23 protein-coding genes are annotated in these 25,066 nt (G+C 61.1%); 5 read left to right on the top strand and 18 right to left on the bottom strand.

Translation table 11 applies throughout. The features are described 5' to 3' along the window. Positions 1-15: 15 nt before the first annotated feature. Positions 16-411 (bottom strand): hypothetical protein, encoded by a 396-nt coding sequence (locus PH562_RS25265; RefSeq protein ID WP_112398226.1) that lies wholly within the window; start codon positions 409-411, stop codon positions 16-18. A gap of 216 nt (positions 412-627) precedes the next feature. Between PH562_RS25265 and PH562_RS25260 the strand changes: the two genes are divergently transcribed. Beyond that, positions 628-2,142: a helicase HerA-like C-terminal domain-containing protein gene (locus PH562_RS25260; protein ID WP_285176476.1), complete on the top strand. Its 1,515-nt coding sequence runs from the start codon at positions 628-630 to the stop codon at positions 2,140-2,142. Between the two features lie 135 nt (positions 2,143-2,277). Here the strand turns inward: PH562_RS25260 and PH562_RS25255 are convergent, their stop codons facing one another. Together PH562_RS25255 and PH562_RS25250 are read right to left on the bottom strand one after the other, a co-directional pair. Then, entirely contained in the window at positions 2,278-3,054 is a 777-nt protein-coding gene (locus PH562_RS25255) for a VOC family protein (RefSeq protein WP_285176475.1), read from the bottom strand. A gap of 218 nt (positions 3,055-3,272) precedes the next feature. Further along, positions 3,273-3,998 carry a DUF899 domain-containing protein gene (locus PH562_RS25250; RefSeq protein ID WP_113232356.1) on the bottom strand — a complete coding sequence of 242 codons (726 nt, stop codon included), beginning with the start codon at positions 3,996-3,998 and terminating at the stop codon, positions 3,273-3,275. Between the two features lie 71 nt (positions 3,999-4,069). Here PH562_RS25250 and PH562_RS25245 point away from each other — a divergent pair, with 71 nt between their 5' ends. Continuing rightward, complete coding sequence (locus tag PH562_RS25245; RefSeq protein WP_285176474.1) at positions 4,070-4,516, top strand: MarR family winged helix-turn-helix transcriptional regulator; 447 nt, start codon at positions 4,070-4,072, stop codon at positions 4,514-4,516. Here PH562_RS25245 and PH562_RS25240 read toward each other — a convergent pair. The 5 genes from PH562_RS25240 to PH562_RS25220 form a co-directional block, all read right to left on the bottom strand. Then, positions 4,503-5,273: an RES family NAD+ phosphorylase gene (locus PH562_RS25240; protein WP_285176473.1), complete on the bottom strand. Its 771-nt coding sequence runs from the start codon at positions 5,271-5,273 to the stop codon at positions 4,503-4,505. The two genes, PH562_RS25245 and PH562_RS25240, sit on opposite strands and share 14 nt — an antisense overlap. Further along, complete coding sequence (locus PH562_RS25235; protein ID WP_132716092.1) at positions 5,233-5,616, bottom strand: MbcA/ParS/Xre antitoxin family protein; 384 nt, start codon at positions 5,614-5,616, stop codon at positions 5,233-5,235. Before PH562_RS25235 ends, PH562_RS25240 begins: the two co-directional genes overlap by 41 nt. Positions 5,617-5,748: 132 nt before the next feature. Beyond that, entirely contained in the window at positions 5,749-6,171 is a 423-nt protein-coding gene (locus tag PH562_RS25230) for an organic hydroperoxide resistance protein (RefSeq protein WP_285176472.1), read from the bottom strand. 284 nt (positions 6,172-6,455) lie between these two features. Next, a complete protein-coding gene (locus PH562_RS25225; RefSeq protein ID WP_113232352.1) occupies positions 6,456-7,187 on the bottom strand; it encodes a L,D-transpeptidase family protein in 732 nt (243 codons plus the stop codon). A gap of 161 nt (positions 7,188-7,348) precedes the next feature. Beyond that, positions 7,349-8,152: a L,D-transpeptidase gene (locus PH562_RS25220; protein WP_113232351.1), complete on the bottom strand. Its 804-nt coding sequence runs from the start codon at positions 8,150-8,152 to the stop codon at positions 7,349-7,351. Positions 8,153-8,323: 171 nt separating this feature from the next. On the opposite strand from PH562_RS25220, the gene PH562_RS25215 reads away from it, so the two are divergent. Next, positions 8,324-9,673, top strand: a complete 1,350-nt coding sequence (locus PH562_RS25215; RefSeq protein WP_285176471.1) for a methylmalonyl-CoA mutase family protein — start codon at positions 8,324-8,326, stop codon at positions 9,671-9,673. A 253-nt stretch (positions 9,674-9,926) separates the two neighbouring features. Next, positions 9,927-12,059 carry a methylmalonyl-CoA mutase gene (gene scpA, locus PH562_RS25210; RefSeq protein WP_285176470.1) on the top strand — a complete coding sequence of 711 codons (2,133 nt, stop codon included), beginning with the start codon at positions 9,927-9,929 and terminating at the stop codon, positions 12,057-12,059. 57 nt (positions 12,060-12,116) lie between these two features. Here the strand turns inward: scpA and PH562_RS25205 are convergent, their stop codons facing one another. From PH562_RS25205 to PH562_RS25190, 4 genes are all read right to left on the bottom strand, one after another. Next, on the bottom strand, positions 12,117-13,100 hold the full coding sequence (locus PH562_RS25205) for an alpha/beta hydrolase family protein (protein ID WP_285176469.1): 984 nt from the start codon (positions 13,098-13,100) through the stop codon (positions 12,117-12,119). Between the two features lie 89 nt (positions 13,101-13,189). Beyond that, the gene (locus tag PH562_RS25200) at positions 13,190-14,827 is read right to left on the bottom strand and encodes a cisplatin damage response ATP-dependent DNA ligase (protein WP_285176468.1); all 1,638 of its coding nucleotides are present in this window, start codon (positions 14,825-14,827) and stop codon (positions 13,190-13,192) included. After that, positions 14,827-15,837 (bottom strand): ligase-associated DNA damage response exonuclease, encoded by a 1,011-nt coding sequence (locus tag PH562_RS25195; protein WP_285176467.1) that lies wholly within the window; start codon positions 15,835-15,837, stop codon positions 14,827-14,829. Before PH562_RS25195 ends, PH562_RS25200 begins: the two co-directional genes overlap by 1 nt. A 65-nt stretch (positions 15,838-15,902) precedes the next feature. After that, entirely contained in the window at positions 15,903-16,637 is a 735-nt protein-coding gene (locus PH562_RS25190; protein ID WP_285176466.1) for a carbon-nitrogen hydrolase family protein, read from the bottom strand. 207 nt (positions 16,638-16,844) lie between these two features. On the opposite strand from PH562_RS25190, the gene PH562_RS25185 reads away from it, so the two are divergent. Further along, entirely contained in the window at positions 16,845-18,215 is a 1,371-nt protein-coding gene (locus PH562_RS25185; protein ID WP_285176465.1) for a TIGR03808 family TAT-translocated repetitive protein, read from the top strand. Here PH562_RS25185 and PH562_RS25180 read toward each other — a convergent pair. The 6 genes from PH562_RS25180 to PH562_RS25155 are packed head-to-tail and all read right to left on the bottom strand — an operon-like array spanning position 18,212 to position 25,061. Next, positions 18,212-19,000, bottom strand: coding sequence for a crotonase/enoyl-CoA hydratase family protein (locus PH562_RS25180; protein ID WP_285176464.1), 789 nt, complete (start codon positions 18,998-19,000; stop codon positions 18,212-18,214). The two genes, PH562_RS25185 and PH562_RS25180, sit on opposite strands and share 4 nt — an antisense overlap. Further along, positions 18,997-19,866: a hydroxymethylglutaryl-CoA lyase gene (locus PH562_RS25175; protein WP_113232342.1), complete on the bottom strand. Its 870-nt coding sequence runs from the start codon at positions 19,864-19,866 to the stop codon at positions 18,997-18,999. Before PH562_RS25175 ends, PH562_RS25180 begins: the two co-directional genes overlap by 4 nt. Beyond that, positions 19,863-21,851 carry an acetyl/propionyl/methylcrotonyl-CoA carboxylase subunit alpha gene (locus PH562_RS25170; RefSeq protein ID WP_113232341.1) on the bottom strand — a complete coding sequence of 663 codons (1,989 nt, stop codon included), beginning with the start codon at positions 21,849-21,851 and terminating at the stop codon, positions 19,863-19,865. Before PH562_RS25170 ends, PH562_RS25175 begins: the two co-directional genes overlap by 4 nt. A gap of 9 nt (positions 21,852-21,860) precedes the next feature. Next, the gene (locus PH562_RS25165; RefSeq protein ID WP_113232340.1) at positions 21,861-22,244 is read right to left on the bottom strand and encodes a RidA family protein; all 384 of its coding nucleotides are present in this window, start codon (positions 22,242-22,244) and stop codon (positions 21,861-21,863) included. Positions 22,245-22,254: 10 nt separating this feature from the next. Further along, entirely contained in the window at positions 22,255-23,862 is a 1,608-nt protein-coding gene (locus tag PH562_RS25160) for a carboxyl transferase domain-containing protein (protein ID WP_113232339.1), read from the bottom strand. 35 nt (positions 23,863-23,897) lie between these two features. Beyond that, entirely contained in the window at positions 23,898-25,061 is a 1,164-nt protein-coding gene (locus PH562_RS25155; protein WP_285176463.1) for an isovaleryl-CoA dehydrogenase, read from the bottom strand. Positions 25,062-25,066: the final 5 nt, after the last annotated feature.

The following is a 25,066-nucleotide window of genomic DNA, read 5'->3' as shown; positions in this document are numbered from 1 at the left end:
CAAGGCATAGCAGCCTTAAATGAATTGGTGCAGGCCCGGAACGGAATTGACGACCTGGTCGACGACCTCGTCGCCGGCATGCTGGCGGGCGGTTGCAATCGTCTCCTTGGCGAGCGAGCTGATTTCACCCATGCTGAGACCACTGCTCATCAGCTGCTGGCCGAGTGCCATCAGGCCGCCACCACCGCCAACTGCGCTGAGCAGGCCGCCGAGCAGGCCGCCGCCACCCGTTTCCTCGCCGTTATATTGTGCAACCAGATCGGAGGCGCCGGGGATGGATTCGATCATCTTGGTGACAGGACCATCCGGAGCTTCGCGCTGCAGGAAGCCGAGAATCATGCCGACGGCCTTTTCCGCAAGGTCGGGAGCGATGCCGGCTTTGGTCGCGATTTGATCAATAACTTCGTTCACTGTGGCCTCCTGCCTTTATAACGTTAACGTCAACGTAACTGAATGGAGCAACCGACACAAGCCGCGCCGGACTTCGTTATACTACCAGAAGCGGAACCTCCACGCGAATGGTTGTCCCCCGTCCTGTGAGTTCTTATAACAGTGTCAGGACAAATCGATGAATGGCCCTGGCAGCCTTAAAAGCTGCTGTGCCGCCGCCCAAAGGGAGACGACACCATGCCGCAGCAGGATGGACAGATTTTCGTCGGCGCGAGCCGCAACCCCGATGAAAGCATCAATAAGGACGAGTTCCTGACGCTGAAATTCGGCAACCGTCATGGTCTCGTCACCGGCGCGACGGGCACCGGCAAGACGGTGACGCTGCAGGTGCTGGCGGAAGGATTTTCCAAGGCCGGCGTGCCTGTCTTCTGTGCCGACATCAAGGGCGATCTTTCGGGTATCGCCGTCAAGGGCGAGCCCAAGGATTTCCTGCTGAAGCGCGCCGAGGAAATCGGTCTCTCACCCTATGAATTCGATCAGTTCCCAGTCATCTTCTGGGACCTCTATGGCGAAAAGGGCCACCGCGTGCGCACTACCATCGCCGAGATGGGACCACTGTTGTTGGCACGCTTGATGGATGCGTCCGAGGCGCAGGAAGGCGTGCTCAACATCGCCTTCAAGATCGCCGATGAAAACGGCCTGGCGCTGCTCGACCTCAAGGACCTGCAGGCGCTGCTGAACTATATGAGCGACAATGCCAGCGAGCTTTCCAGCAAATACGGCCTGATCTCGAAATCGTCCGTCGGCTCGATCCAGCGGGCAATGCTCGTGCTGGAGCAGCAGGGCGCGGAAAACTTTTTCGGCGAACCGGCGCTGAAAATCTCCGACATCATGCGCGTCAGCAATGACGGCTACGGGCAGGTCTCGGTGCTTGCAGCCGACAAGCTGATGATGAACCCGCGCCTCTATGCCACCTTCCTGCTGTGGCTGCTCTCAGAACTGTTCGAGGAATTGCCCGAAGTCGGTGATCCGGAAAAGCCGAAGCTGGTCTTCTTCTTCGATGAGGCGCATCTGCTCTTCAACGACGCGCCGAAGGTGCTGATCGAGCGCGTCGAACAGGTGGTGCGCCTGATCCGCTCCAAGGGAGTCGGCGTCTATTTCGTCACCCAGAACCCGCTCGACGTGCCGGAAACGGTGCTGGCACAGCTTGGCAATCGCGTGCAGCATGCGCTTCGCGCCTATACGCCGCGCGAGCAGAAGGCCGTGCAGACGGCGGCCTCGACCTTCCGCCCCAATCCCGCTTTCGATTGCGCCACCGTCATTACCACGCTCGGCACCGGCGAGGCGCTGGTATCGATGCTCGAGGGCAAGGGTGCGCCTTCCATCGTCGAACGCACGCTGATCCGCCCGCCATCCGGCCGTATCGGCCCCGTCACGGATGGCGAGCGTCAAGCCATCATCAACGGCAGTCCGGTTGCCGGCGTCTATGATCAGACGATCGACCGCGAATCCGCCTATGAAATCCTGACGGAGCGGGCACGCAAGGCGGCTGCGCCGCAGAGCGAGAGTGCTGGCGATGGCTGGACCCTACCCGGCTTCGGCGGCGACAGCAGCAAGCCGGCAAGCCGCGGCCGTTCGGGCTATCAGCGCGAGACAATCCTCGAAGCGACGATGAAAAGCATGGCGCGCACGGTGGCAACGCAGGTCGGGCGGGCACTGGTGCGGGGTATTCTCGGCAGTTTGAAAAGGTAGAAGTTTTACCCTCCCTTTGAGGGGGAGGGTCGGACCGCAGATCCGGGGTGGGGTGATCTGCGACACTCTTTATAGCTCAGAGTGTCACCCCCACCCGCCGCTTTGCGGCGACCTTCCCTCAAGGGGAGGTAAAGATCAGCGCACCGGCGCGACGAGCGAGAAGAACGCGCCCTGAGGATCGGTCGCCTGCACGATCCAGCTGCCGCCGGGAACCTCCATCGGGCCATTGACGATCCTGCCGCCGCCTTCCGTGATGCGAGTGATCGCGGCGTCGATCGCCGGGACGTTGATATAAAAGTTCCAGGCAGCCACGGGTATTTCCGCCGGCTTGGTCATGATACCGCCGAAGTCGCGGTCGCCGATCTTGAAGATCTTGTACTTGCCCATGGGCCCCATGTCGAAATCGGAGCTTAGCTCCCAGCCGAACATCTCGCTATAGAAATCGAAGGCCTTCGGTCCGTCGTTGGAATAGAGCTCGTGCCAGCCGAAATAGCCCGGTGTCGCAGGAGCAGGCGGCTCCCAATCCTGGCCCGGCAGCGGCGTGAACAGGCAGAAGGCTGCACCGTAGGGATCGGAGACGACGGAGAATCGGCCCACGCCTGGAATATCCGTAGGCTCGCGATAGGTCTTGCCGCCCTTCCCGGCAACGGTCTTGGTGGCTTCGTCGACATTGGGAACGCCGATATAGCCGGTCCAGCAAGGCGGCGTCCCCATGGCCTTCGCCTCGTCAGGCAGGATCATCAAACCGGCAACGGGGCCCGCGCCTGCGCTGAACAGCGTATAGTCCATGCCGACATCAGGCATGCCGGCATCCGCCGCATCCCAGCCGACGACCTTGGTATAGAAAGCTTCCGCCGCCTTCATGTCCGTCGTCATTAGCTCGTACCAGACAAAATATCCCTTCTCTGCCATGATCTCTCTCCCTATTGTGATTGTGACGGTCATCCGTCTCATCCTGAGCCTGATGTCGGCGCAAGTATATCATGGCCGATGAAGGTGACGGCCGAACGATGGTCAATCGGTTGATCCGTCGCTCCCCGGCGAGCAGGCTCCAGGTCTTAACTAGGCGCAAGACGTAATAATTCGACCCCTTGCGCCGCATGACGTAAATTTGACAGTCTCGTCATGCTTCAATGGCAGCAGGAGCCCGCCTTCGCCGCGTCTTGATATTCGTCGTGACGGCGCACGAAATCCATGGTCTGGCCTTCATTCCGGCCCTTCGGCGCATTGTCGAGGATCATCAGCGTACCGATCATTTCCTCGCCTCCACGGGCATAGCTGGAATAGGTGTGGAAGATATTGCCGGCTTCATCCTTGTAGAAGGCGCTGAGACCAGGCAACTCGTCATTGCCGTTGGCGGCGTCCATATCGCTGAAATTATAGAACACCTTTTCACCGGCAAGCTGCTCTTTGGTGAAAGAGACGTGATAGTCGAAATTGAAATCGTTGGAGAAGGACGACACCCATGGGAACTTCCAGCCCATGCGTTTCTTATAGGCCTCTATCTTTTCGATTGGCGCGCGGGCAACGGCGACCAGCGTGACATCGTGATGGTTGAGATGGGGAAGCGTTCCATCGAAATGATCGGCAAGGAAGGAGCAGCCGGTGCATCCGGCATCCCAGTCCGGACCGAGCATGAAATGATAGATGATCAGCTGACTGCGGCCGTCGAAGAGATCGGCAAGCGTCCTCTTGCCGGCCGGCGTGTCGAAAACATAGTCCTTCTCGACCTTTACCCAAGGCAAGGCCAGGCGTTCCGCATTGACGCGATCGCGAAGATGCGTAGCCTCCTTTTCCCTGGCGAGCAGTTGACGGCGAGCCTCCAGCCACACTTCCCTGGAAACGACCTGGTTCATTGTCCGCGCCCTCCTCCGGCGTTTTCATTTCCAAATCTTGACAAATATATTGATATCAATATTAATGAATCATGTCAAACGCCGTCGAAATCCCCTTTGAAACCACGCTGTTAGTGCGCGACACCTGCCTATGCCTGCATGTTCAGCGAGCAGCGCGCGCTCTTGCCCGTCGCTTTGACGAGGCGCTGCGGCCGTTCGGCCTTACCAACGGCCAGTTCTCCCTGATGATGTCCCTGAACCGGCCCGTGCCGGCATCCATGGGATCGGTCACGGCACTCCTGGCAATAGACCAGACGACGCTGACGGCGGCCTTAAAGCCGCTGGAACGGCGGGGATGGGTGAGCATCGTGCCCAATCCAAAAGATCGCCGCGCCCGCCTGCTCAGCCTCACACCATCGGGAAAGGCGGCGCTCGCCGCCGCCGTGCCGATCTGGAAGACGACGCACGCCGCCCTCGAAGAGCGGCTGCCCGACGGCAATGGCGACCGTCTGCGCAGCGATCTTGCTATTCTGCTCTGAACTGCGCCTCAGATAGTCGCGCATCACCCTCGAAATCCTTTCTTTCGAAGCCGATGCGGCGCCGTGGGAATTCGCACAGCGCCTGGACGCCGACCCGCGACAGCCGGATACGCCATGTCTGGCGCTCAACGGGTTCGCGGGCGGAGAAGGCTCTGGCCGTGAGCAGCGCTATGTTCATGCCTCCACTGGGATCGCGGACGGAACGATAGAGGATTGCCTCGATGCCGCCAGTTCGCGCCGCCTCTGCAAGCGATTGGCAGGCCTCGTAGTTGATTGGATCGGTCCAGAGTTTCCGATCGCGATCCAAGGGAGACGCGGTCAGATCGATCGCCGCCTTCGTCGTAATCGCAGCAGCAAAGGCGGTATATTCGGCGGCATTGGTGGGCAACGGCGTATCGGGGGAATCACGGAAAAAGAGCAACCGATAGAAGCTCATTTCAGCCAGTGCCGTCTCCACCTGCTCCGAGGCATAGAAGACTCCAAGCGTGCGGCCGGCGCGACGAAAACGGGAACCGTGGGGATAGATCGCGCCATAGCGGAAGGGTGTAGCAAGGAGATAGTCGAGCCCTGCGCATTCCGGCGGCAGAACCGGCTTGCTTTCTTCCAGGATGCTTTCAAGAAGCGCCTGCTCTTCCAGCGTATCGACAAGCTTTAGCGTTGAGACCTGATGCTGCGATTCCACCAGCCGCCAATATTGGCCGGAAATGGCCCTTGTCTCAGACGAGAGCGCGGCGGGCGTCCAGATAGGCAAGGACATCGGTCAAACCAGAAATCGAGATGATCTTGTCGATAGGTGCTGCGCCAAAGGCGATATTGCCGTTACGCAGCCATTGCCGCGCCACAGCCTCGTCGCCGCCGACGATAGCGTCGAGCGAACGGAAGAGACGAACGAGAAGCACGGCAAGTTCGAAAGGCTTGCTATCGCGCTCCAACAGATGATCCTGCCGCTTCATGCGCGATACCGTCGCCTCCGACACGCCGATGATGGCCGCCAGGATACGCGCGTTCAATCCCAGTCTTTCAGCAGCGTTGACGACGGCCTTTGTCATGACGAGTGCTTCGCCGGGCATCGTCTGGCCTATTGCCTGGGCTTTTATCATGACTACTTCCTTTCCTAAGAAAAGATATAGCATTTTTCTTGCAAAAGAAAAGGAGCAACAGATCAAACTGTCGCTCCTTTTCAATATATTCCGTATTTCCGGCCTTCAATCGGCTGGCGGCGCGGTGGCGCGTCAGACAACAGCAACCGGCACTTCGGTCGAAGTGCGCAGGGCGTGGCTGTAGGGGCACACGATATGGGCGGCGGCGGCGAGCTTTTCAGCCTCGGCCTTGTCCATGCCGGGAATGTGGACGGCTAGGGACACTTCGATGCCGAAACCGGTGCCATCCGCGCGCGGGCCGATGCCGACGGTTGCCGTGACCTTTGCGTCTTCCGGAATCTTGACCTTCTGCTGGCCTGCGACAAATTTCAAAGCGCCCAAGAAGCAGGCGGAATAGCCGGCTGCAAAGAGCTGCTCCGGATTGGTGCCGGTAGCGCCATCGCCGCCGAGCTCCTTCGGAACAGTCAGCGTGACATCAAGGACGCCATTTTCGGAAACTGCATGGCCGGCGCGGCCACCGGTGGCGGAAGCTTTGGTCGTATAGAGAATAGGCATGTCATGTCTCCTTCGGTTTGGATGAACTTTATATACATCACGATTTAATCGCGCACAATATAGATTTCGCGGTTTGATTAGGAAAATGAATTGAGACAATGCCGGCAATAGGAAGATGGCAACGGCCCGCGATGTGAGCTAATAGCCAATCCGCGCGACCAGCGCCCACAGCCGAAGGTCAGGTTGGCAATGGTTTGAAATCGGTTTCAGGATGCCGGCTACTTCCGGTCAGGACCGCAAACAAAAAAGGGCGCCAGTGACGCCCTTTTTTCAATGATACGGTATCAGGCCGTGACCAGGATCGGCGCTCGCTCGGGAACACGATCATAGAGATCGATGACATCCTGGTTCAGCAAGCGGACACAGCCAGAGGAAACGGCCTTGCCGATGGAGCGCCAGTCGGGGTTGCCGTGCAGGCGGTAAAGCGAATCCTGCTTGTCCTCGAAAATATAGAGAGCACGCGCCCCCAGCGGGTTCTTCAGGCCCGGGTCCATGCCGCCGTTGGCGATGGAATATTTCACGAGTTCCGGCTGACGGGCGACCATTTCATCCGGAGGATTCCAGCGCGGCCATTTCTTGCGCCACTGAATGACGCCGCGGCCCTGCCAGGCAAATCCTTCGCGGCCGACGCCGATGCCATAGCGCATTGCCGTTCCGCCCTGCTCGGTCACATAGAGCATGCGCTGCGTTGTATTGACGATCACGCTGCCGGGTGCCTCGCCTGTTGGGTCGACCACCCGCTGACGGTAGAAGCGTGGATCGATCTGCTGGTAGGGAACCGCCGGAATGATGAAGCCCCCATCCTCGACGGAGGCATAGATTACGGCCGGATCGGGCTGCTCGCCATCATAGCTGGAGAACCAGGTTCGGAACGGCCGGGGGGAGCCGGTATATTGAACCGGACTGACGACGGGGCCGTTGTCGATGGTGGAGGCGCAGCTGGCAAGCGTCGAAACGGCGCCGAGACCAGCTAGAGCGAGGAAGTTACGTCGGGATAGGGATGAAGGAAGGCTCATGTCGACAGCATAGTTCCTTTTGTGGAGGAAGCGAAAACCCGTAACAACAGGCTGATTCGGCTCCCCGAGAGGTTCGCAGAGACAGACGCAAAACTAAAGAGCGCAAACCACCCCGACTATCGCACTTATGCAACATCACGAAAATTTGTGGTAAAATACCGCTACAGAACGACGATTTCTGCCTTATCGGGCACCCGGCTGTAGAGATCTATTACATCTTGATTGAGCATCCGAACACATCCGGAAGATGCGGCCTTGCCGATCGACTGCCAATCCGGCGTGCCGTGAACCCGATAAAGCGTATCCCGGCCGTTCTGATAGATATAGAGCGCACGCGCGCCGAGCGGGTTGGTCGGCCCCGGATTCATGCCGCCGCGCTCGGCCGATAGCGGCCTGATCTGCGGTTCGCGCGCGACCATTTCGGCGGGCGGGGTCCAGCGCGGCCATTTCTGCTTCCATTGGATCAGGCCCCTTCCGTGCCAGGCATATCCCGCCGCACCGAGGCCGACTCCATAGCGCATCGCCTTGCCGCCCGGTTCGATGAAATAGAGGAAGTGTTCGCGCGTATCGACAACGATAGTGCCGGGGCGCTCCCTGGTCTGGTAGTCCACTTCCTGCCGCAGGAAGCGCGGATCGATGCGCTTGTAGGGAATGGCCGGCAACGTGAAATCATCCTCGCTGCGCTGCGCATACATGGCCTGATGCACTGGATTGAAGGTCGGTAGGCCATAGGTCTGATGGAATTGGGTGCGGAAGAGATCGCGTGATTGCGGCACGGGCTGCACCGGCAGGCGCCTTACCCTGTTCGGCTCGATACCCTCCGGACGATAGAAGACGGGCGTCGTCTCCTGCACAAAGCGATCCGGATCGGTGGCGCCCGTATCAGGAATGATGCTGCAGGCGGACAATGTCGTCAGCGCGGCAGCGACAAACAGGTGACGGGAAACAGGCAGCAGGTCGGCCATTATCGGAAACCAGTTGGGACACATCGGATCGGCCGCATAATGAATGCCGCGGCTGGAGCGAGGCTGGCGTCGATCGCCAGACGGTTCCAACGAAGATATTGCACCGATCAGCCAAACTCCTGTTTTCCCTTGCGGCATCATGGGCTAGACCAATGCAGTACGGAGGAGCGCATGAATATCGACAGTCTCGACCCGGGCATCTTCGGCCAGACCGACCACAAGACTTGGCTGAAGCTGGTGGAACGGGCGCTGAAAGGCAAGGATTTCCAGGAAGCACTGGTCTCGCGAACCGATGACGGCATCACGATAGAGCCGCTTTACGAGCGACGGCGCGACGGCAAGCCGCTATTTCGTCAGCGGGCCGAGCTGCCCTGGACGGTGACGCAGCGCATGGACGATCCCGACACCGAGCGGGCGATCGTGCAACTCGGTGACGATCTTGCCAACGGCGCAAGTGGTATCAGCTTGATTTCCAGCGGTTCCGCTTCGGCTTTCGGCATCGGCATGGATGCTCAGTCGCCAACCTTTTCCGAAGTGCTGGCAGCAGCATCCGCCAAGACGACAACTCTGCGCCTCGATGGCTTTTCTTCCAGCATCGCCAAAATGGTTGCGGCCTCGGTTGCGGACGGTGGTGCCCAGAGATTGCACCTTGGGCTCGACGCTTTCTTGACAGCCGTGCATTTCGCCAATTTTACCAACGACATCAAATACTTCAAAGAGTTGAAGTCGATAGATACGATCGTCAATGCAGACGGCCGTGCCGTGCATAACGCCGGCGGGACCGAGGCGCAGGAACTGGCGGTCATGGCCGCAAGCCTCGTCGGCCATTTACGACTGCTTGAGGAGGCGGGACTGTCGCCGGAAGCAGCGCTTGCGGCAACCAGCCTCTGCCTTTCAGCCGATCAGAACCAGTTCGTCACAACCGCGAAGATGCGCGCCGCACGGCTGATCTTCACCCGGATCGCCGAGGCCTGCGGAGTCACCGACCCACGACCGGCGCATCTCTTTGCGGAGACGAGCTATCGCATGCTGACCCGCCTCGATCCGGAGACGAACATCCTGCGCAACACGATCGCGGTCTTTTCAGCCGGCGTCGGCGGCGCTGACGAGATTTCCGTCCTGCCGCACAGCCTGACGCACGGCATACCCGACCCGCTGGCGCGGCGGCTGGCGCGCAACATGCAGACGATTTTGATTGCCGAAAGCCACCTCGATCATGTCGTCGATCCTGCCGCCGGAGCCGGCGGAATCGAGACGCTGACCGATGCACTTTGTGAGCGGGCCTGGGATATCTTTGTCGAGATCGAAAGCAAGGGCGGATTGGCGAGGGTCATTCCCAGCGGTGAGTTGGCGGCGATGGTTGCCGAGGCACGCGAGAGCCGCATCGCCAAGCCGATCGTAGGGACGACGCTGTTTGCCATGAAGACCGAGCGGCCAGTGACGGTTTTGGGCCCTTTGAGTCCGATTGCTGGCGGGACGGGGTTGGTGCCGATGCGGCTGGATGAGGGGATGGAGGGATGAGAATGGAGATCGCGTTCGAGACAAGTGCGATACCCCCCTCTGTCGCTTTCGCGACATCTCCCCCACAAGGGGGGAGATCGTTCGGAGAGTGTCGCACACCTCACGGCATAACCCTATGCCACGTCACCAAGGCGCAAGAATTTTTAGGGCAGACACGCACAGCAAGCTGCCAATCTCCCCCCTTGTGGGGGAGATGTCACGAAGTGACAGAGGGGGGTGCCGTACTTTCGACGTCCACGGAGGCATCCGCTCCATGACCAAGATCCCCAACTTCGCCACCATCCCCTGGGCCAAGCTACAAGCAACGGCACCAACGACCACCGCCCGTGCGTGGGAAACCCCCGAAGGCATCAGCGTCAAGCGCGCTTACGACGAAAACGACCTCGCCGGCCTGAACTTCCTTGAAACCTATCCCGGTGCTGCGCCATTTGTGCGCGGCCCCTACCCGACCATGTATGTCCAGCAGCCCTGGACTATACGCCAATATGCCGGCTTCTCCACGGCGGAAGAATCCAACGCCTTCTATCGCCGCAATCTCGCCGCCGGCCAGAAAGGGCTCTCCGTCGCCTTCGATCTTGCCACGCATCGCGGCTATGACAGCGATCATCCGAGGGTATCAGGCGATGTCGGCATGGCGGGTGTCGCGATCGATTCCATCCTCGATATGCGCCAGCTCTTCGATGGCATTCCACTCGATGAGATGAGCGTCTCGATGACCATGAATGGCGCGGTGCTGCCGATCATGGCGCTCTATATCGTCGCGGCGGAGGAACAGGGTGTTTCCGAGGACAAGCTGTCCGGCACGATCCAGAACGACATCCTCAAGGAGTTCATGGTTCGAAACACCTATATCTATCCGCCCCAACCCTCAATGCGGATCGTTTCGGACATTTTCAGCTATACCAGCCAGCGTATGCCGAAGTTCAACTCCATCTCGATCTCCGGCTACCACATGCAGGAGGCCGGCGCGACGGCGGATCTGGAACTCGCCTACACCATCGCCGACGGCATCGAATATGCGCGGGCAGGCGTCGCAGCCGGGCTCGATGTAGACAGCTTCGCGCCTCGCCTGTCCTTCTTCTGGGCCGTCGGCATGAACTTCTTCATGGAAGTCGCCAAGATGCGCGCGGGGCGGCTGATCTGGGCCGCGCTGATGCAGAAGAATTTCGCACCGAAGGACCAGAAATCCCTGGCGCTCAGAACCCACAGCCAGACCTCCGGCTGGTCGCTGACGGCGCAGGACCCGATGAACAACATCATCCGCACTATGGTCGAGGCGATGGCTGCCACACAGGGACACACGCAGTCGCTCCATACCAATTCCTTCGACGAGGCGCTGGCGCTGCCGACGGATCATTCCGCCCGCATCGCCCGCAACACGCAGATCCTGCTGCAGAAGGAATCGGGAACGACAGGCATCATCGATCCCTGGGGCGGCTCGGCCTATGTCGAACGGCTGACCCATGATCTCGCCGCGCGCGCCCTTGCCCATATCGAGGAAGTCGAGGCACTTGGCGGCATGGCAAAGGCGATCGAGAAAGGCATCCCCAAGCTTCGCATCGAGGAAGCGGCGGCCCGCACGCAAGCACGCATCGACAGCGGCCATCAAACCCTCGTCGGCATCAATTTTTCCAGGCCGGAAAAAGATATCGAGGTCGACGTTCTGAAGATCGACAATTCCGAGGTGCGGGCACGCCAGCTTTCCAAGCTGCAGCAATTGAAGGGCACGCGCGAGACGACAGCCGTCGAAACAGCCCTGGATGCCTTAACGGATGCCGCGCGAAACGGCACCGGCAATCTGCTCGACTTCGCCGTGAAGGCAGCAAGGGCAAGAGCGACCGTCGGCGAAATCTCGCTCGCGTTGGAAAAGGCCTATGGCCGGCATGTCGCCGAGATCAGGACCATCTCAGGCGTCTACCGTCAAGAAGTCGGCGACGCCGATCCCGCTTTCAACAAGGCTGTCGCCAAGGTCGAGGCCCTCCGCACGGTGCGCGGCGAAAAGCCCCGCATCCTCATCGCCAAGATGGGCCAGGATGGGCACGACCGCGGGCAAAAGGTGATCGCTACGGCCTTTGCCGATCTCGGCTTCGATGTCGTCGTCGGCGCCATGTTCCAGACGCCTGAGGAAGTCGCCGACGTCGCCGTTCGCGAAGGCGTCGATATCGTCGGCGCATCGTCGCTTGCCGCCGGCCATCTGACGCTGGTGCCGGAATTGAAGGAGGCGCTCACCCGGCGTCATGCCCGCAATATTCTGATCGCAGTCGGTGGCGTCATCCCGCCGCAGGATTTTGCGGCGCTGGAGGCAGCCGGCGCCGACGCGATCTTCCCGCCCGGAACCGTGATTGCGGAAGCGGCGGCGGCACTGATCGAGAAGCTGATGGCGTAAGCATCGAGTAGCAGAGCGGTGTGGCTTATCTCCGGTGCCGCTCTTACGGGAGCTGGTCTAGACGGCTACGCTCTTGAAGAACTCGATACTTTGAGCGATTTCGCCCGGCAAAGCCGAATTATGGCTGCCCGGCACGGTCGCCATTTCCATTTTCACGCCTGCTGCTGTCGCTCGCTTCGAAAGCAATGCCAAGCGCGAATCGAAATGCGCCTCTTCGGTCCCGTGGAACAGCTTTACAGGGCTCTTGAAGCTGTGCGCATAGCAGAGAGGCGAGCGCATCTGGTATTCGCGCGGGTTCCTGGTGTTGAATCGGATGTCCTGCGGATAGCGACCAAAGAAGGCATAGGCATCCGGATTGCCTGATATCGGCGCGACCGCCCGGAAGCGATGGGTCGACATGGCTGCCAGCATGGCCAGCGTACCGCCGATGCTGTGTCCGGCCAGGAACATGCGGTGCGGATCAACCCCAGGCAGATGCCGCAGCCGGTTAGACGCGGCCAGCACATCGGCAACTTCGTCGTAAAAACCCGAAAAATTGCCCTTCTGGCCGTTTTCCCCACGCATGGAGGGGATCATGACGACATAGCCGGCCTCGACATAGGGCTTCATCAGCTGCCAATGTCCCTGGCCGATGGCGTTGCCGCCGTGCAGGAAAAGCACGGCCGGCTTCGGCTTCTCTGAGCGTGTGTAGCGGGAAACCCAGGCGACGAGCTCCAGCTCTTCGCCGACACCGCTGCGATAGAAAAGCCGTTCGGCGGTCGATGGCGTCGCCAGCGGTTCGTAGATATCGGGAGCCGGCCCCTTGCTCACAAGGTCGGTGCGAAAGAGATGGCGCTCCTTGGCATAGTCACCAGAAAGCTGTGGCGGCGCATCCTCGGCCTTTTCATCACTCCGGGCGATCGCCTTTGTCTCAGAGGGCTTGCCGCCGGTAGTGCTGTCATCAGCCGCCCGGACGATGGAGGGCGCAAAAAGCGTGATGGCGATGCCGGCAAGAACGCCGCGGCGATTGGGACGAAATGCGTTGTCGTCAGACATGGTCATGAGCTCTGTCTAAATGTCCCGGCGCAGGGCAAATCTGCACGGGTTGAAAGGCAAGGCCAACTCACTTTGTGGTGAGGAATCGCCCTCGCCTATTCATCGACAACCGGAGCCTTGGCGTCAATCATCGCGATCAAAGTTTCCAACCTGTCGGCCTCGTAGGGCGGCTTGTCTGGCCGTAGCCTTGCAATGCGGGGAAAGCGCATGGCAACGCCGGATTTGTGGCGAGTGGAGCGATTGATGCCCTCGAAAGCGACCTCGAGCACGAAACCGAAATCCCGATCGGCGCGTACGGCGCGCACGGGGCCGAAACGATCGACCGTATTGTTGCGCACGAACTTGTCCAGCACCTCCAGTTCGGCGTCAGTAAAGCCGAAATAGGCCTTGCCGACCGGAACCAGCTGCTCGCCCTCAGGCGTCATCGACCAAACGCCGAAGGTGAAATCGGAATAGTAGCTGGAGCGCTTGCCGTGGCCGCGCTGCGCATACATCAGCACGGCATCGACATTATAGGGATCGCGCTTCCACTTGAACCAGGGGCCTTTGGCCCGGCCGGCGAGATAGGCGCTGTCCCTGCGCTTGATCATCACGCCTTCGATGACAGGATCGGGCGGCGAAGAGCGCAGCCGGTCAAGCTCCTCCCACGAGGTGAAATCGACGAGCGGCGATAGATCGAAACGATCATGCGGGGCGGCATCGATGATCTCCGTCAGTCGCTCGCGCCGATCGAGGAAGCCACGGGCGCGCACGTCCTCCGCGCCATCAAAGAGAAGATCGTAGGCGCGGATGAAGGCGGGAAACTCGTCCAGCATCTTCGAAGTCACAGTCTTACGGTTCAGACGCTGCTGCAAATCTGAAAAGCTGCGTGTCGGGCTGTTGGATCGCACGGTGCCGCCAACCAGCAGCTCCCCATCCATGACGCCCTCGAAGTTCATGGCGTCCACAACGTCGGGAAAGGCGCCGGATATGTCATCGCCGGAGCGAGAATAGAGTTTGCTCGTCTCCCCGAAGCGCGAAAGCTGGACGCGGATGCCATCCCATTTCCATTCGGCGGCGAAATCGTGGGGGTCGAGCCCATCGAGATCGCCCGGCTCGACGGGATTGGCGAGCATGACGGAATGGAAGATCGCGGGTGTCGCCAGAATCGGCTTCTCGCCCTTGCCCTCAAGCCAGTGGAACAGGCTTTCATAGGGCGGTTGCAGGCCATGCCACAACGTCTCGATTTCCGTTACATCCTTGCCGCTCATCTCAGCCAGCGCCTGCTTGGCAAGCCGGGCCGAGACACCGATGCGCATCGCACCGGTCGCGAGCTTTAAGAATGCGAAACGGCCTGACGTATCCAGCCGATCAAGGAGATCGCGGACGAAACTGCGTACTTCGGTCCGCCCAAGCGCATTCATGCGCCTGATAACCTCGCCGAGCTTCGGCTGCTCGCCGGCGGGACGCTCGATCTCGCTCTCCTTGTCCCATACCAGCGAGATCGTTTCGGCGAGATCGCCGACATAGTCGTAGGAGTAGCGGAACAGCACCTCGTCCATGCGCTCGAGAACGAGTTCGCGCAGCATGGCGGGCTTGACGTTGCGCACCTCGAGCGTACCGGCGATGGCGGCCAGACCATAGCCACGATCTGGGTCTGGCGTATCGCGAAAATAATCGGTCAGCAGCTTCAGCTTGCCGTTGCGGCTCGGCGTCAGCACCAGGCGGTCGAGAAGGTCGGCAAAGGCTTTCATCAATCGCCCTCGTCTTCATAGCCGATGAGATGCAGCGGCTTGGCGGCGATATCCTGCAGCTCGCACCAGCGCACCAGCGCTTCCTCGCGGCCGTGGGTGACCCAGACCTCGCTCGGCTTCAGATCGGAGATCGTCTCCGTCAGCTCCGGCCAGTCGCAATGATCGGAGATGACCAGCGGCAGCTCGACACCGAGCTGCTTGGCGCGCTGGCGCACCATCATCCAGCCGGAGGCGAAGGCCGGCAGCGGATCATGGAACCGCCTCGCCCAGCGATCCTGGAAAGCGGAGGGCGGGCCGACGACCACGGCGCCATGGAAGATCGACTGATCGCGGCTTTCGAGGGTGGCCGGCTTGAGTTCGCCAAGCGCGATGCCCTGGCTGACATAATAATCGCAGAGAGTTTCCAATGCGCCATGGATATAGATCGGCTTGTCATATCCGGCATCGCGCAGCAGACGGATGACTCGCTGCGCCTTGCCGAGCGCATAGGCGCCGATCAGATGCGTTCGTTCCGGAAACTGGCGAAGCGAACCCAGGAGCTTGCGTGTCTCGGCCATCGGATCGGGATGATGGAAGACCGGCAGACCGAAGGTCGCCTCGGTGATGAAGACATCACAGGGGACCGGCACATAGGCTTCACAGGTCGGGTCCGGCCGGCGCTTGTAATCACCTGAGACGACGATGCGCAGCCCATCCTTCTCCACTGCGATTTGAGCGGAGCCAAGGACGTGACCGGCAGGATGGAACCGCACCTTTACGCCATTGATCGTCACCTCCTCGCCGAAAGTGACTGCTTGCTCCGAGCCGGCAAAATCATCGCCGTAACGAATACGCATGATATCGAGGGTCTGGCGGGTGGCGAGCACATGGGCATGGCCGGAGCGGGCATGATCGGAATGACCATGCGTAACGAGCGCTCGCTCGACCGGCTGTACGGGATCGATATAGAAGCCGCCGATCGGGCAGAACAGGCCCTCGGGCGCCGGATAAAGCAGTTGATCGGGTCTCATGACTTATGAGGATAGCGCGATTTGCACGATTAGGTAGCGACGACAGCAGCTTTTTGAGCGAATCGTCATTCGGGTTGCCGATCCGGCAGATCGAAGACGAGGACATCCTCGCTATGCGGCTTGGCCTTTGCCACGACGACGCCGCTCGGATCGACGATTGCACTCGTACCATAGCTCACCCAGCCATCCTCGTTGCTTCCGACTACATCGGACGCCATGACCCAGCATCCCGTATGCTTGGCGCATATCTGTAAGCCGGAAATGCCCGGCCTGTGCCATTTCTCGGCCTTGTGGGGTCGCAGCATCAGATTGATGGGATTGCAGATGAGGCCCGCTCCCTGTTTAGCCAGACGGGCCGACGTGTAGGGATATCGGAGATCGGCGCAGATATTGATGCCGAAACGCCAATTGCCCTCCTGCCAGACCGGAAAATCCCTTCCGGGCGTGCAGCCGCTTTCGAGCGGATGAGCCTTGGCATAGACCCCGGCTATCCGGCCGGATTTGACGACCATGGCGCTGTTGTGGAGCGCATCGCGCCTCTTCTCGAAGAAGCCAATGATCGCTGTCGTCTTGCCCGAGGCGAAACGAGCGACAAGCGCATTCAACCCGGGATCGTCAAGGGAGAGCGCGCGGCGTCTGGCGATGGCTTCGTTATAGCTGTGCCCCTGCAGATAGCATTCCGGAAAGAGTGCGAGATCGATACCTTCAGCTTCCGCCCAAGCGAGATCGCGTGCCAAAACCTCGGCTGCCTGCTCGACGGCGTCGAAAAGTGCCAGACGTTGAAAGGCCGCGATCCGCATGCGGCAGGGATAACATGCGCGGCGAGTCGCCCCTAGCGCAAATGGATTAGGTGCGGGTCATCGCCTGTACGGGACTGGTAAATGAAATAGAAAGAGGTCAAGGCCCTTGGCCAATCGAAAGCGTTTGACGAGCGGCCGCCGTATCAAAATGGCACAGATAGGCCTGGCACGATTTCTGCTTCGGGAGCGACGTTCCAGGAGCTCGCAATGATCCAACGCCGCGCCTTCGTCGCTTCCATCGCCGCCTCGGCAACGGCCGGCCTGCTTACGCCGCGCGTTTTCGCCGCGCCGCTGGCCAAGATGGCCCGTGCCGAGCTACGCGGACCGATCGACGCCGTTGCGCTTAAGACGACACCGGGCGCCAGCGACTTCAAGAGCGGCAAGCTGCAGGCGATGATCGACAATGCGGCGCGCACCAACATGCCGCTCTTCCTGCCGCCGGGCACCTACAATATTTCCAACCTGACATTGCCTGATAACACCCGTATCACCGGCGTTCCCGGTGCTTCACGGCTGGTCTATAGCGGCGACGGTCATCTGATGAATACGGATAAAGCCAGGCGTATCGAGCTTTCCGGCCTTGTGCTCGATGGCGGCAATCGCTGGCTCGCCGATTATGCCGGCGGCCTCCTGCAATTTACCGGTGTCGACGAGGTGCTGATCGACAATTGCGAAGTTACCGGCAGCCGCAAGCATGCTCTGCAGCTTGAGCGCTGCGGCGGCCGGATCGAGCGCAGCCGCATCTCCGGCGCGGCGGAAGCCGGCATCTATTCCGTCCAGTCAACCGGATTGACGGCGACAGGCAATCGCGTCGAGGATTGCGGCAATGGCGGTATCCTCATCCATCGCTGGGACAAGGCCGAGGATGGCAGCAGCGTCACCAACAACCGCATTGCTCGCATCCGCGCCAACGGCGGCGGCACCGGCCAGAACGGCAATGGCATCAACGTTTTCCGCGCCGATGGCGTCACGGTTTCGGGCAATCAGATCACCGACTGCGCCTTCACCGCCATCCGAGCCAACTCGGCGTCGAATGTGCAGATCTCGAACAATCAGTGCCTGCGCTCCGGCGAAACGGCCATCTACTGCGAATTCGAATTCGTCGGCGCCACGATCAGCAACAACCTTGTCGATGGCGCCGCCAACGGCATTTCAGTCACCAATTTCGACAGGGGCGGAAGGCTCGCTTCGGTGACGGGCAATGTCATCCGCAATCTGTCGCTCACCGCCCCTTATGCGCAGGATGGCGGTTTCGGCATCGGCATCTCGGCCGAGGCCGATACGCTTGTTGCCGATAATGTCATCGAGAATGCGCCGCTCTGGGGCATGAGGCTCGGCTGGGGTCAATATCTCCGCAACGTCGTCGCGACAGGCAACATAGTCAGGCACGCCGGCATTGGCTGCGTGGTCTCGGTCGCGGATGGCGCCGGCTCGGCGGTGATTGCGGGCAACCTTTTCCAGGAGATGCAGCAAGCCGCGATCATGGGCTTTCGCTGGGACAAGCCGGCATCCGGCGATCTCATCAAGGGAGGCACGCAATTCCCGCAGCTGACCATCGCAAACAACAGGCTCGTTTAGGCCGATCGCCAGTTCGGCTGCCGCTTTTCGAAGAAGGCGGTGATGCCTTCCTTCGCCTCGTCGGTCTCCCAAGCATCTGCCAATTGTTCGACGACGTGATCGATCATGCCATCGGTAATCGGCCTACCGACGGAGCGCGCCAGGGCCTTAGCGCGGGCCGCTGCCTGCGGTGACGCGCCCAGGAAATGGCGGACTTCGGCTTCTACGGCCTCATCCAGTGCCTCCTCCGCCACGACCCGTGACAGGAGGCCCGCGGCATGCGCCTGCCAGGCATCGATGATTTTGCCGGAGAGAAACAACGGGCGCGCATTCGCTTCGCCGATGCGCGCGACGACATAGGGACTGATCGTGGCCGGAATGATGCCGAGGCGCACCTCCGTCAGGCCGAAACGGGCCGTCGATGCCGATATCACCATGTCGCAGACGCTGAGGATACCGATACCGCCACCGAAAGCATTGCCCTGGACGCGGGCGATCAGCGGCTTCGGCAATTCGTTCAGCGTCTTGAACAGCATGGCAAGCCGCCGCGCTTCGGCCATACGTCCGTCCCGCGTAGCATCGAACTGGGCACGCATCCAACCGAGATCGCCGCCGGCACAGAAACTGGCGCCCTCGCCGGTCAACACGACGACCCGGACTGCCCTATCGTGAGCAAGGTCTTCTGTAGCCACCATCAAATCATCGATCATTTCAGCCGAAAGGGCATTGTGCTTTTCGGCGCGCGTCAGCGTCAGATAGGCGACACCGCGCTCGTCTGTGGTGATGCGGATCGTTTGCGATATCATGCGGTACTCCTGAGGCTGCGGGCGAAGGCGGCGGCGGCCGCAAGCTTGTCCTGGTCGAGACCAGTCTCAAAACCCCGCACCGATAGATAATCTTGAACAGAAACGGTATCGACATTGCCCTTGGCGCCGGGAGCGAAGGGGCAACCGCCGAGGCCACCCGCTGACGCATCGAATACCCGCAGGCCGCGCTCCAACGCGACGCCGATATTATCGAGCGCTCGTCCGGACGTGTCATGAAAATGGCCGGCAAGGACTGCCGTGGGCAGCTCGCCCAGCACTGCGGCAAGCATCCGGTCGACGGCCTCCGGCGTGCCTTTGCCGATCGTGTCGCCGAGGCTAATCTCGTAGCAGCCAAGTGCCCGCAATTGCCAGGCGACGCTGACGACATTTTGTGGCGGCACCGCGCCTTCATAGGGGCATTCGACGACGCAGCTGACATAGCCGCGCAACGGGACACCGCGATCCCGGCTGGCAGCGGCCACCGGCCGGAAGCGCTCGATGCTCTCGGCGATCGAGCAGTTGATATTGCGCATGGAAAAGGTTTCCGAGGCAGAGGCGAAGATCGCCACTTCATCGGCGCCGGCGGCAAGGGCTGCCTCGAAGCCCTGCATGTTGGGTGCCAGCGCTGCGTAACGAACACCGGGATGTCGTCTTATGCCCGTCATGACATCGGCAGCATCGGCGAGCTGCGGCACCCATTTTGGACTAACGAAACTCGTCACCTCGATGCGCTCGAAACCGCAATCGGAGAGCAGGTCGACCAACTCGATCTTGCGTTCGGTATCGACCTGCTGCTTCTCATTCTGCAGGCCGTCGCGCGGCGCCATCTCGACGATGGTGACGTGGTTGGAAGGCTTGTCGGTCATGCCGCATCCTCCGGGCGAAGCGACAGAAGCACTGCGCTTTCACTGGTCTGATCGCCCTCGCCGACATGCAGGCTTTCGATGATACCGTCGCGTGCCGCCGTCAGCGTCAACTCCATCTTCATGGCTTCCATGACGATCAGCGCCTGACCCTTCGCCACCGTGTCACCCTCGCGCACGCGCACGATCTTGACGAGGCCCGGCATCGGCGCGATGACGCGGTCGCCGCCGCTGGCCGCCTCCTCTCCTCCGTCGAGAAGATCGAGGCGATGGAAATGATGCGTCTGCCCATCGAGGAACAAAGTCAGACCTGACGATGTCTCGAAGATATCGACGTGGGATTGCCGGCCGTCGATCTCGACATGACGGGAAAGGCCCTCACCTGCGAGCAGGCGGACGAGAATGGCGCGACCGTCAAAGGCGACGCTGAACAGCGACCGACCCTTTGCAGCTACGCGGCAATTTTGCTGACCATGGGCAAAATGCAGCGTGACGGGACGACTTGCTTCGCCCCAGAGCTGCCAAGCACCGAGCGACAGCCAAGGATCATTGTCAGCGGCTTGCGCGAACCCACCCGCCTCGACAATGGCAGCAATGGCAAGAGCCGCATCGTCGGGCTGCCGCGCCGAGGTCAGCGCCTCCACATCGCGATCGATCAATCCAGTATCCGGTTGGCCGGCGGCGAAATCCGGCTGGTGGCCGAGGCGAATGAGGAAATCGAGATTTGTCGTGGTTCCGGCAACCTGCGTCTGCTCCAGGCCTCGCGTAAGCTTCGCCAGGGCGGCCGCCCGATCCGGCGCGTGCACGGTCAGCTTGGCAATCAGCGGATCATAATGCGGGGTGATGGTATCGCCCTTGCGCACGCCTGAATCGATGCGCACATCGCCTTCGGGAAAGAGAAGGTGGGAAAGCGTGCCGGTTGCCGGCAGGAAGCCGCGCGAGGGATCTTCGGCGTAGATGCGCGCTTCGAAGGCCCAGCCGTTTATGGTGAGCTCATTTTGCCTCATCGGAAGCGGCTCGCCGCTCGCAACGCGCAATTGCCATTCCACCAGATCAACGCCGGTGATCGCTTCGGTCACGGGGTGCTCGACCTGCAGGCGTGTATTCATTTCCATGAAGAAGAAGCGATCCGGCGACAGGCCCTCGGAGACATCGGCGATGAATTCGACGGTGCCGGCGCCGCGATAATCGATGGCGCGAGCGGCGCGCACGGCCGCTTCGCCCATGGCGCTACGCATCTCTTCCGTCATACCAGGCGCAGGCGCCTCTTCGATCACCTTCTGGTGCCGGCGCTGCAGCGAGCAATCGCGCTCGAAAAGATGCACGGCATTGCCATGGCTGTCTCCGAAGACCTGGATCTCGATGTGACGCGGTTTGGTCAGATATTTCTCGATCAGCACGGCATCGTCGCCGAAAGCGGATTTCGCCTCGCGTTTCGCTGCCTCCAGCGAAGCCTCGAAATCCTCCGGCCGGTCGACGCGGCGCATGCCCTTGCCACCGCCGCCGGCCCTCGCCTTGATAAGAACGGGAAAGCCGATGCCATCGGCCTGTGCGGCAAGAAAGCCGGGCTCTTGCCTATCGCCATGATAGCCTGGCACGACCGGCACCCCTGCCCGCTCCATCAGCGCCTTGGCCGCATCCTTGAGCCCCATCGCTCGGATGGAGGCCGGCGACGGGCCGATGAAGACCAGGCCGGCAGCTTCGACGGCCTCGGCAAAACCTGCATTTTCCGAGAGAAAGCCGTAGCCCGGATGGATGGCCTCCGCGCCGGTTCGCTTCGCGGCCCCGATGATCTTCTCCTTCGACAGATAGCTCTCGCTCGCAGCCGCCGGGCCGATATGCACGGCTTCGTCGGCCAGCGCCACGTGCAGGGCATCCCGATCGGCGTCGGAATAGACGGCGACCGTGCGGATGCCCAGCCGCCTTGCGGTGCGGATGACCCGGCAGGCGATTTCGCCGCGATTGGCGATCAGTATCTTCGAAAACATCGGCAGACCCTATTGCGCGGCAATGACTTCGACTTCGAGCAGCCAGGCCGTGTCGAAGATACCGGCGATCACGACAGTCATGGCCGGCGTGAGCGAGCCTAGATATTCGCTGCGGATCTCGCGGTTCTCGATCGTGTGATGTCGATCGGCGAGAAAGGTGGTGACCTTGACGATATCGTCCTTCGTCATGCCGGCCGCCTTCAGCTGCGCATCGATGTTGTGCCAGACCTGACGGGCCTGCGCCTTAAAACCCTCCGGCAAGGCATCATCGACATCGGTCGGTATCTGTCCGCTGATAAAAAGTAGTCGCTCGAAATTCTCGAGCTTCACGGCCTGGGCATAGCCGCCGCGCGGCTGCGGCGCATTCTTGGCATTTATGGTATCGCGTTTCATCTCCGTCTCCTCACATCCTGAACAGACCGAAGCGTGTGTCTTCGATCGGTGCGTTGAGTGCTGCTGAAAGCGAGAGAGCCAGCACGTCGCGGCTCTTGCGCGGATCGATGATGCCGTCGTCCCAAAGGCGGGCCGAGGCATAGAGCGGGTGGCTCTGGGTTTCGAACATCTTGAGCGTCGGCGCCTTGAAGGCGGCCTCTTCTTCCGGCGTCCAAGGCTTGCCGCCCCGCGCCAGCGCCTCGCCGCGCACGGTGGCGAGCACGCCCGCCGCCTGCTCTCCGCCCATGACCGATATGCGGCTGTTGGGCCAGGTCCAGAGGAAACGCGGCGAATAGGCCCGGCCGGCCATGCCGTAATTACCGGCGCCGAAGGAGCCGCCGATCAGCATAGTGATCTTCGGGACCTTGGTCGTGGCGACAGCCGTCACCAGCTTGGCGCCATTCTTAGCGATGCCTTCCGTCTCGTATTTGCGGCCGACCATGAAGCCGGTGATGTTCTGCAGGAAGACCAACGGGATCTTGCGCTGCGAGCAAAGCTCGACGAAATGGGCGCCCTTCAGCGCCGACTCCGAGAAGAGAACACCGTTGTTGGCGATGATGCCGACCGGGATGCCGTGGATATGGGCAAAGCCGCAGACCAGCGTCGTGCCGTAGCGCGCTTTGAACTCATCGAGGTGGGAGCCATCCACCATGCGGGCGATAACCTCGCGCACATCATAGGGCGTGCGCAGATCGGAAGGGACGATGCCGAGAATATCCTCGGGATCGTAGAGCGGTGCCTCGGGCGTGCGAAGCTCGACGCTCTCGGGTTTGCGGCGATTGAGATTGGCGACCGCCTGGCGGGCGAGCGCAAGCGCATGGGCATCGTCGCGCGCCAGATGATCAGCAACACCGGAAAGGCGCGTGTGAACATCGCCGCCGCCGAGATCCTCGGCCGAGACCACCTCCCCCGTCGCCGCCTTGACGAGCGGCGGACCGGCGAGAAAGATTGTCCCCTGCTTTTCGACGATGATGGTTTCATCCGACATGGCCGGCACATAGGCGCCGCCGGCCGTGCAGGAGCCCATGACGACAGCGATCTGCGGGATGCCGGCGGCCGACATATTGGCCTGATTGTAGAAGATGCGGCCGAAATGATCGCGGTCGGGAAACACCTCGTCCTGGTTCGGCAGATTGGCGCCGCCGGAATCGACGAGGTAGATGCAGGGGAGATTGTTTTCCGCGGCAATTTCCTGCGCACGCAGATGCTTCTTCACCGTGATCGGATAGTAGGTGCCGCCTTTGACCGTGGCGTCGTTGCAAACGATCATGCAGTCGCGGCCGGAAACGCGTCCGATGCCGGCGATCAGGCCGGCTCCCGGCGCGTCGCCGTTGTAGAGACCGTGCGCGGCGGTCGTGCCGATTTCCAGAAACGGCGTGGCGGGATCGATCAGCCCGGCGACACGATCGCGCGGCAGCATCTTGCCGCGGCTGACATGGCGCTCACGCGCCTGCGCGCCACCGCCTTCCACTGCCTGCGACGCTGCAGTCTCGGCGACGCCGATCGCCTCCAGCAACGCGGCGCGATTATCGCGAAAGCGGTCCGAATGCGTCGATATCTCTGATTTCAGGACGGTCATGCGCTTCACCGGTTGATGGGAATGGAATTTCGCAGTCAGGCCGTTTCGCCGAACAGCTCGCGACCGATCAGCATGCGCCGGATTTCAGATGTGCCGGCGCCGATCTCGTAGAGCTTGGCGTCGCGCAGCAGCCGGCCGGCAGGATAATCATTGGTGTAGCCGTTGCCGCCGAGCGCCTGGATGCATTCGAGCGCCAGTGCCGTTGCCTTCTCGGCGGAATAGAGAATGCAGCCGGCCGCATCCTTGCGCGTCGTCTCGCCGCGATCGCAGGCGGCGGCCACCGCATAGACGTAGGCACGCGTGGCATTCATGGTGACATACATGTCGGCCAGCTTGCCTTGCATCAGCTGAAACTCGCCGATGGACTGGCCGAACTGCTTGCGCTCATGCATGTAGGGCAGCACCACATCCATGCAGGCGGCCATGATGCCGACAGGGCCACCCGAGAGCACGACGCGCTCGTAATCGAGACCCGACATCAGCACGCGGACACCACCATCCACCTGACCGAGAACATTCTCCTCCGGCACCTCGCAATCGAGGAAGATCAGCTCCGAGGTGTTGGAACCCCGCATGCCGAGCTTGTCGAGCTTCTGGCCGACGGAGAAGCCGGGGAAGCCTTTCTCGACGAGGAAGGCGGTGATCCCCCGCGGGCCCGCATCAGGAGACGTCTTGGCATACACGACGAGAACATCGGCATCCGGACCGTTGGTGATCCACATCTTGCTGCCGTTCAGCACATAGTGATGGCCGCGTTTCTCCGCTTGCAGCTTCATGGAGACGACATCGGAGCCCGCGCCCGGTTCCGACATGGCGAGAGCCCCCACATGCTCGCCCGATATCAGCTTCGGCAGGTAGCGCTCCTTCTGCGCCGTGGTACCGTTGCGGTAGATCTGGTTGACGCAGAGGTTGGAATGAGCGCCGTAGCTCAGGCCGACGGAAGCCGAAGCACGGCTGATTTCCTCCATCGCCACCGTGTGAGCGAGATAGCCGAGGCCGGCGCCACCATAGGCTTCGTCAACCGTGATCCCGAGTACGCCGAGATCGCCCATCTCCCGCCACAGATGCATCGGGAAACTATTGTTGCGATCGATCTCGTCGGCAAAGGGTGCGATGCGGTTGCTGGCAAAGCGGCGCACCTGCTCGCGCAACGCATCGATGTCCTCGCCCAGCGCGAAGTTCAATCCCCCAGAAAACATCCGGC

Source organism: Rhizobium centroccidentale (genome assembly GCF_030182565.1).
GTDB lineage: Bacteria > Pseudomonadota > Alphaproteobacteria > Rhizobiales > Rhizobiaceae > Rhizobium.
The sequence above is the reverse complement of the archived record's forward strand: the minus strand, read 5'-3'. Positions and strand labels throughout refer to the sequence as shown.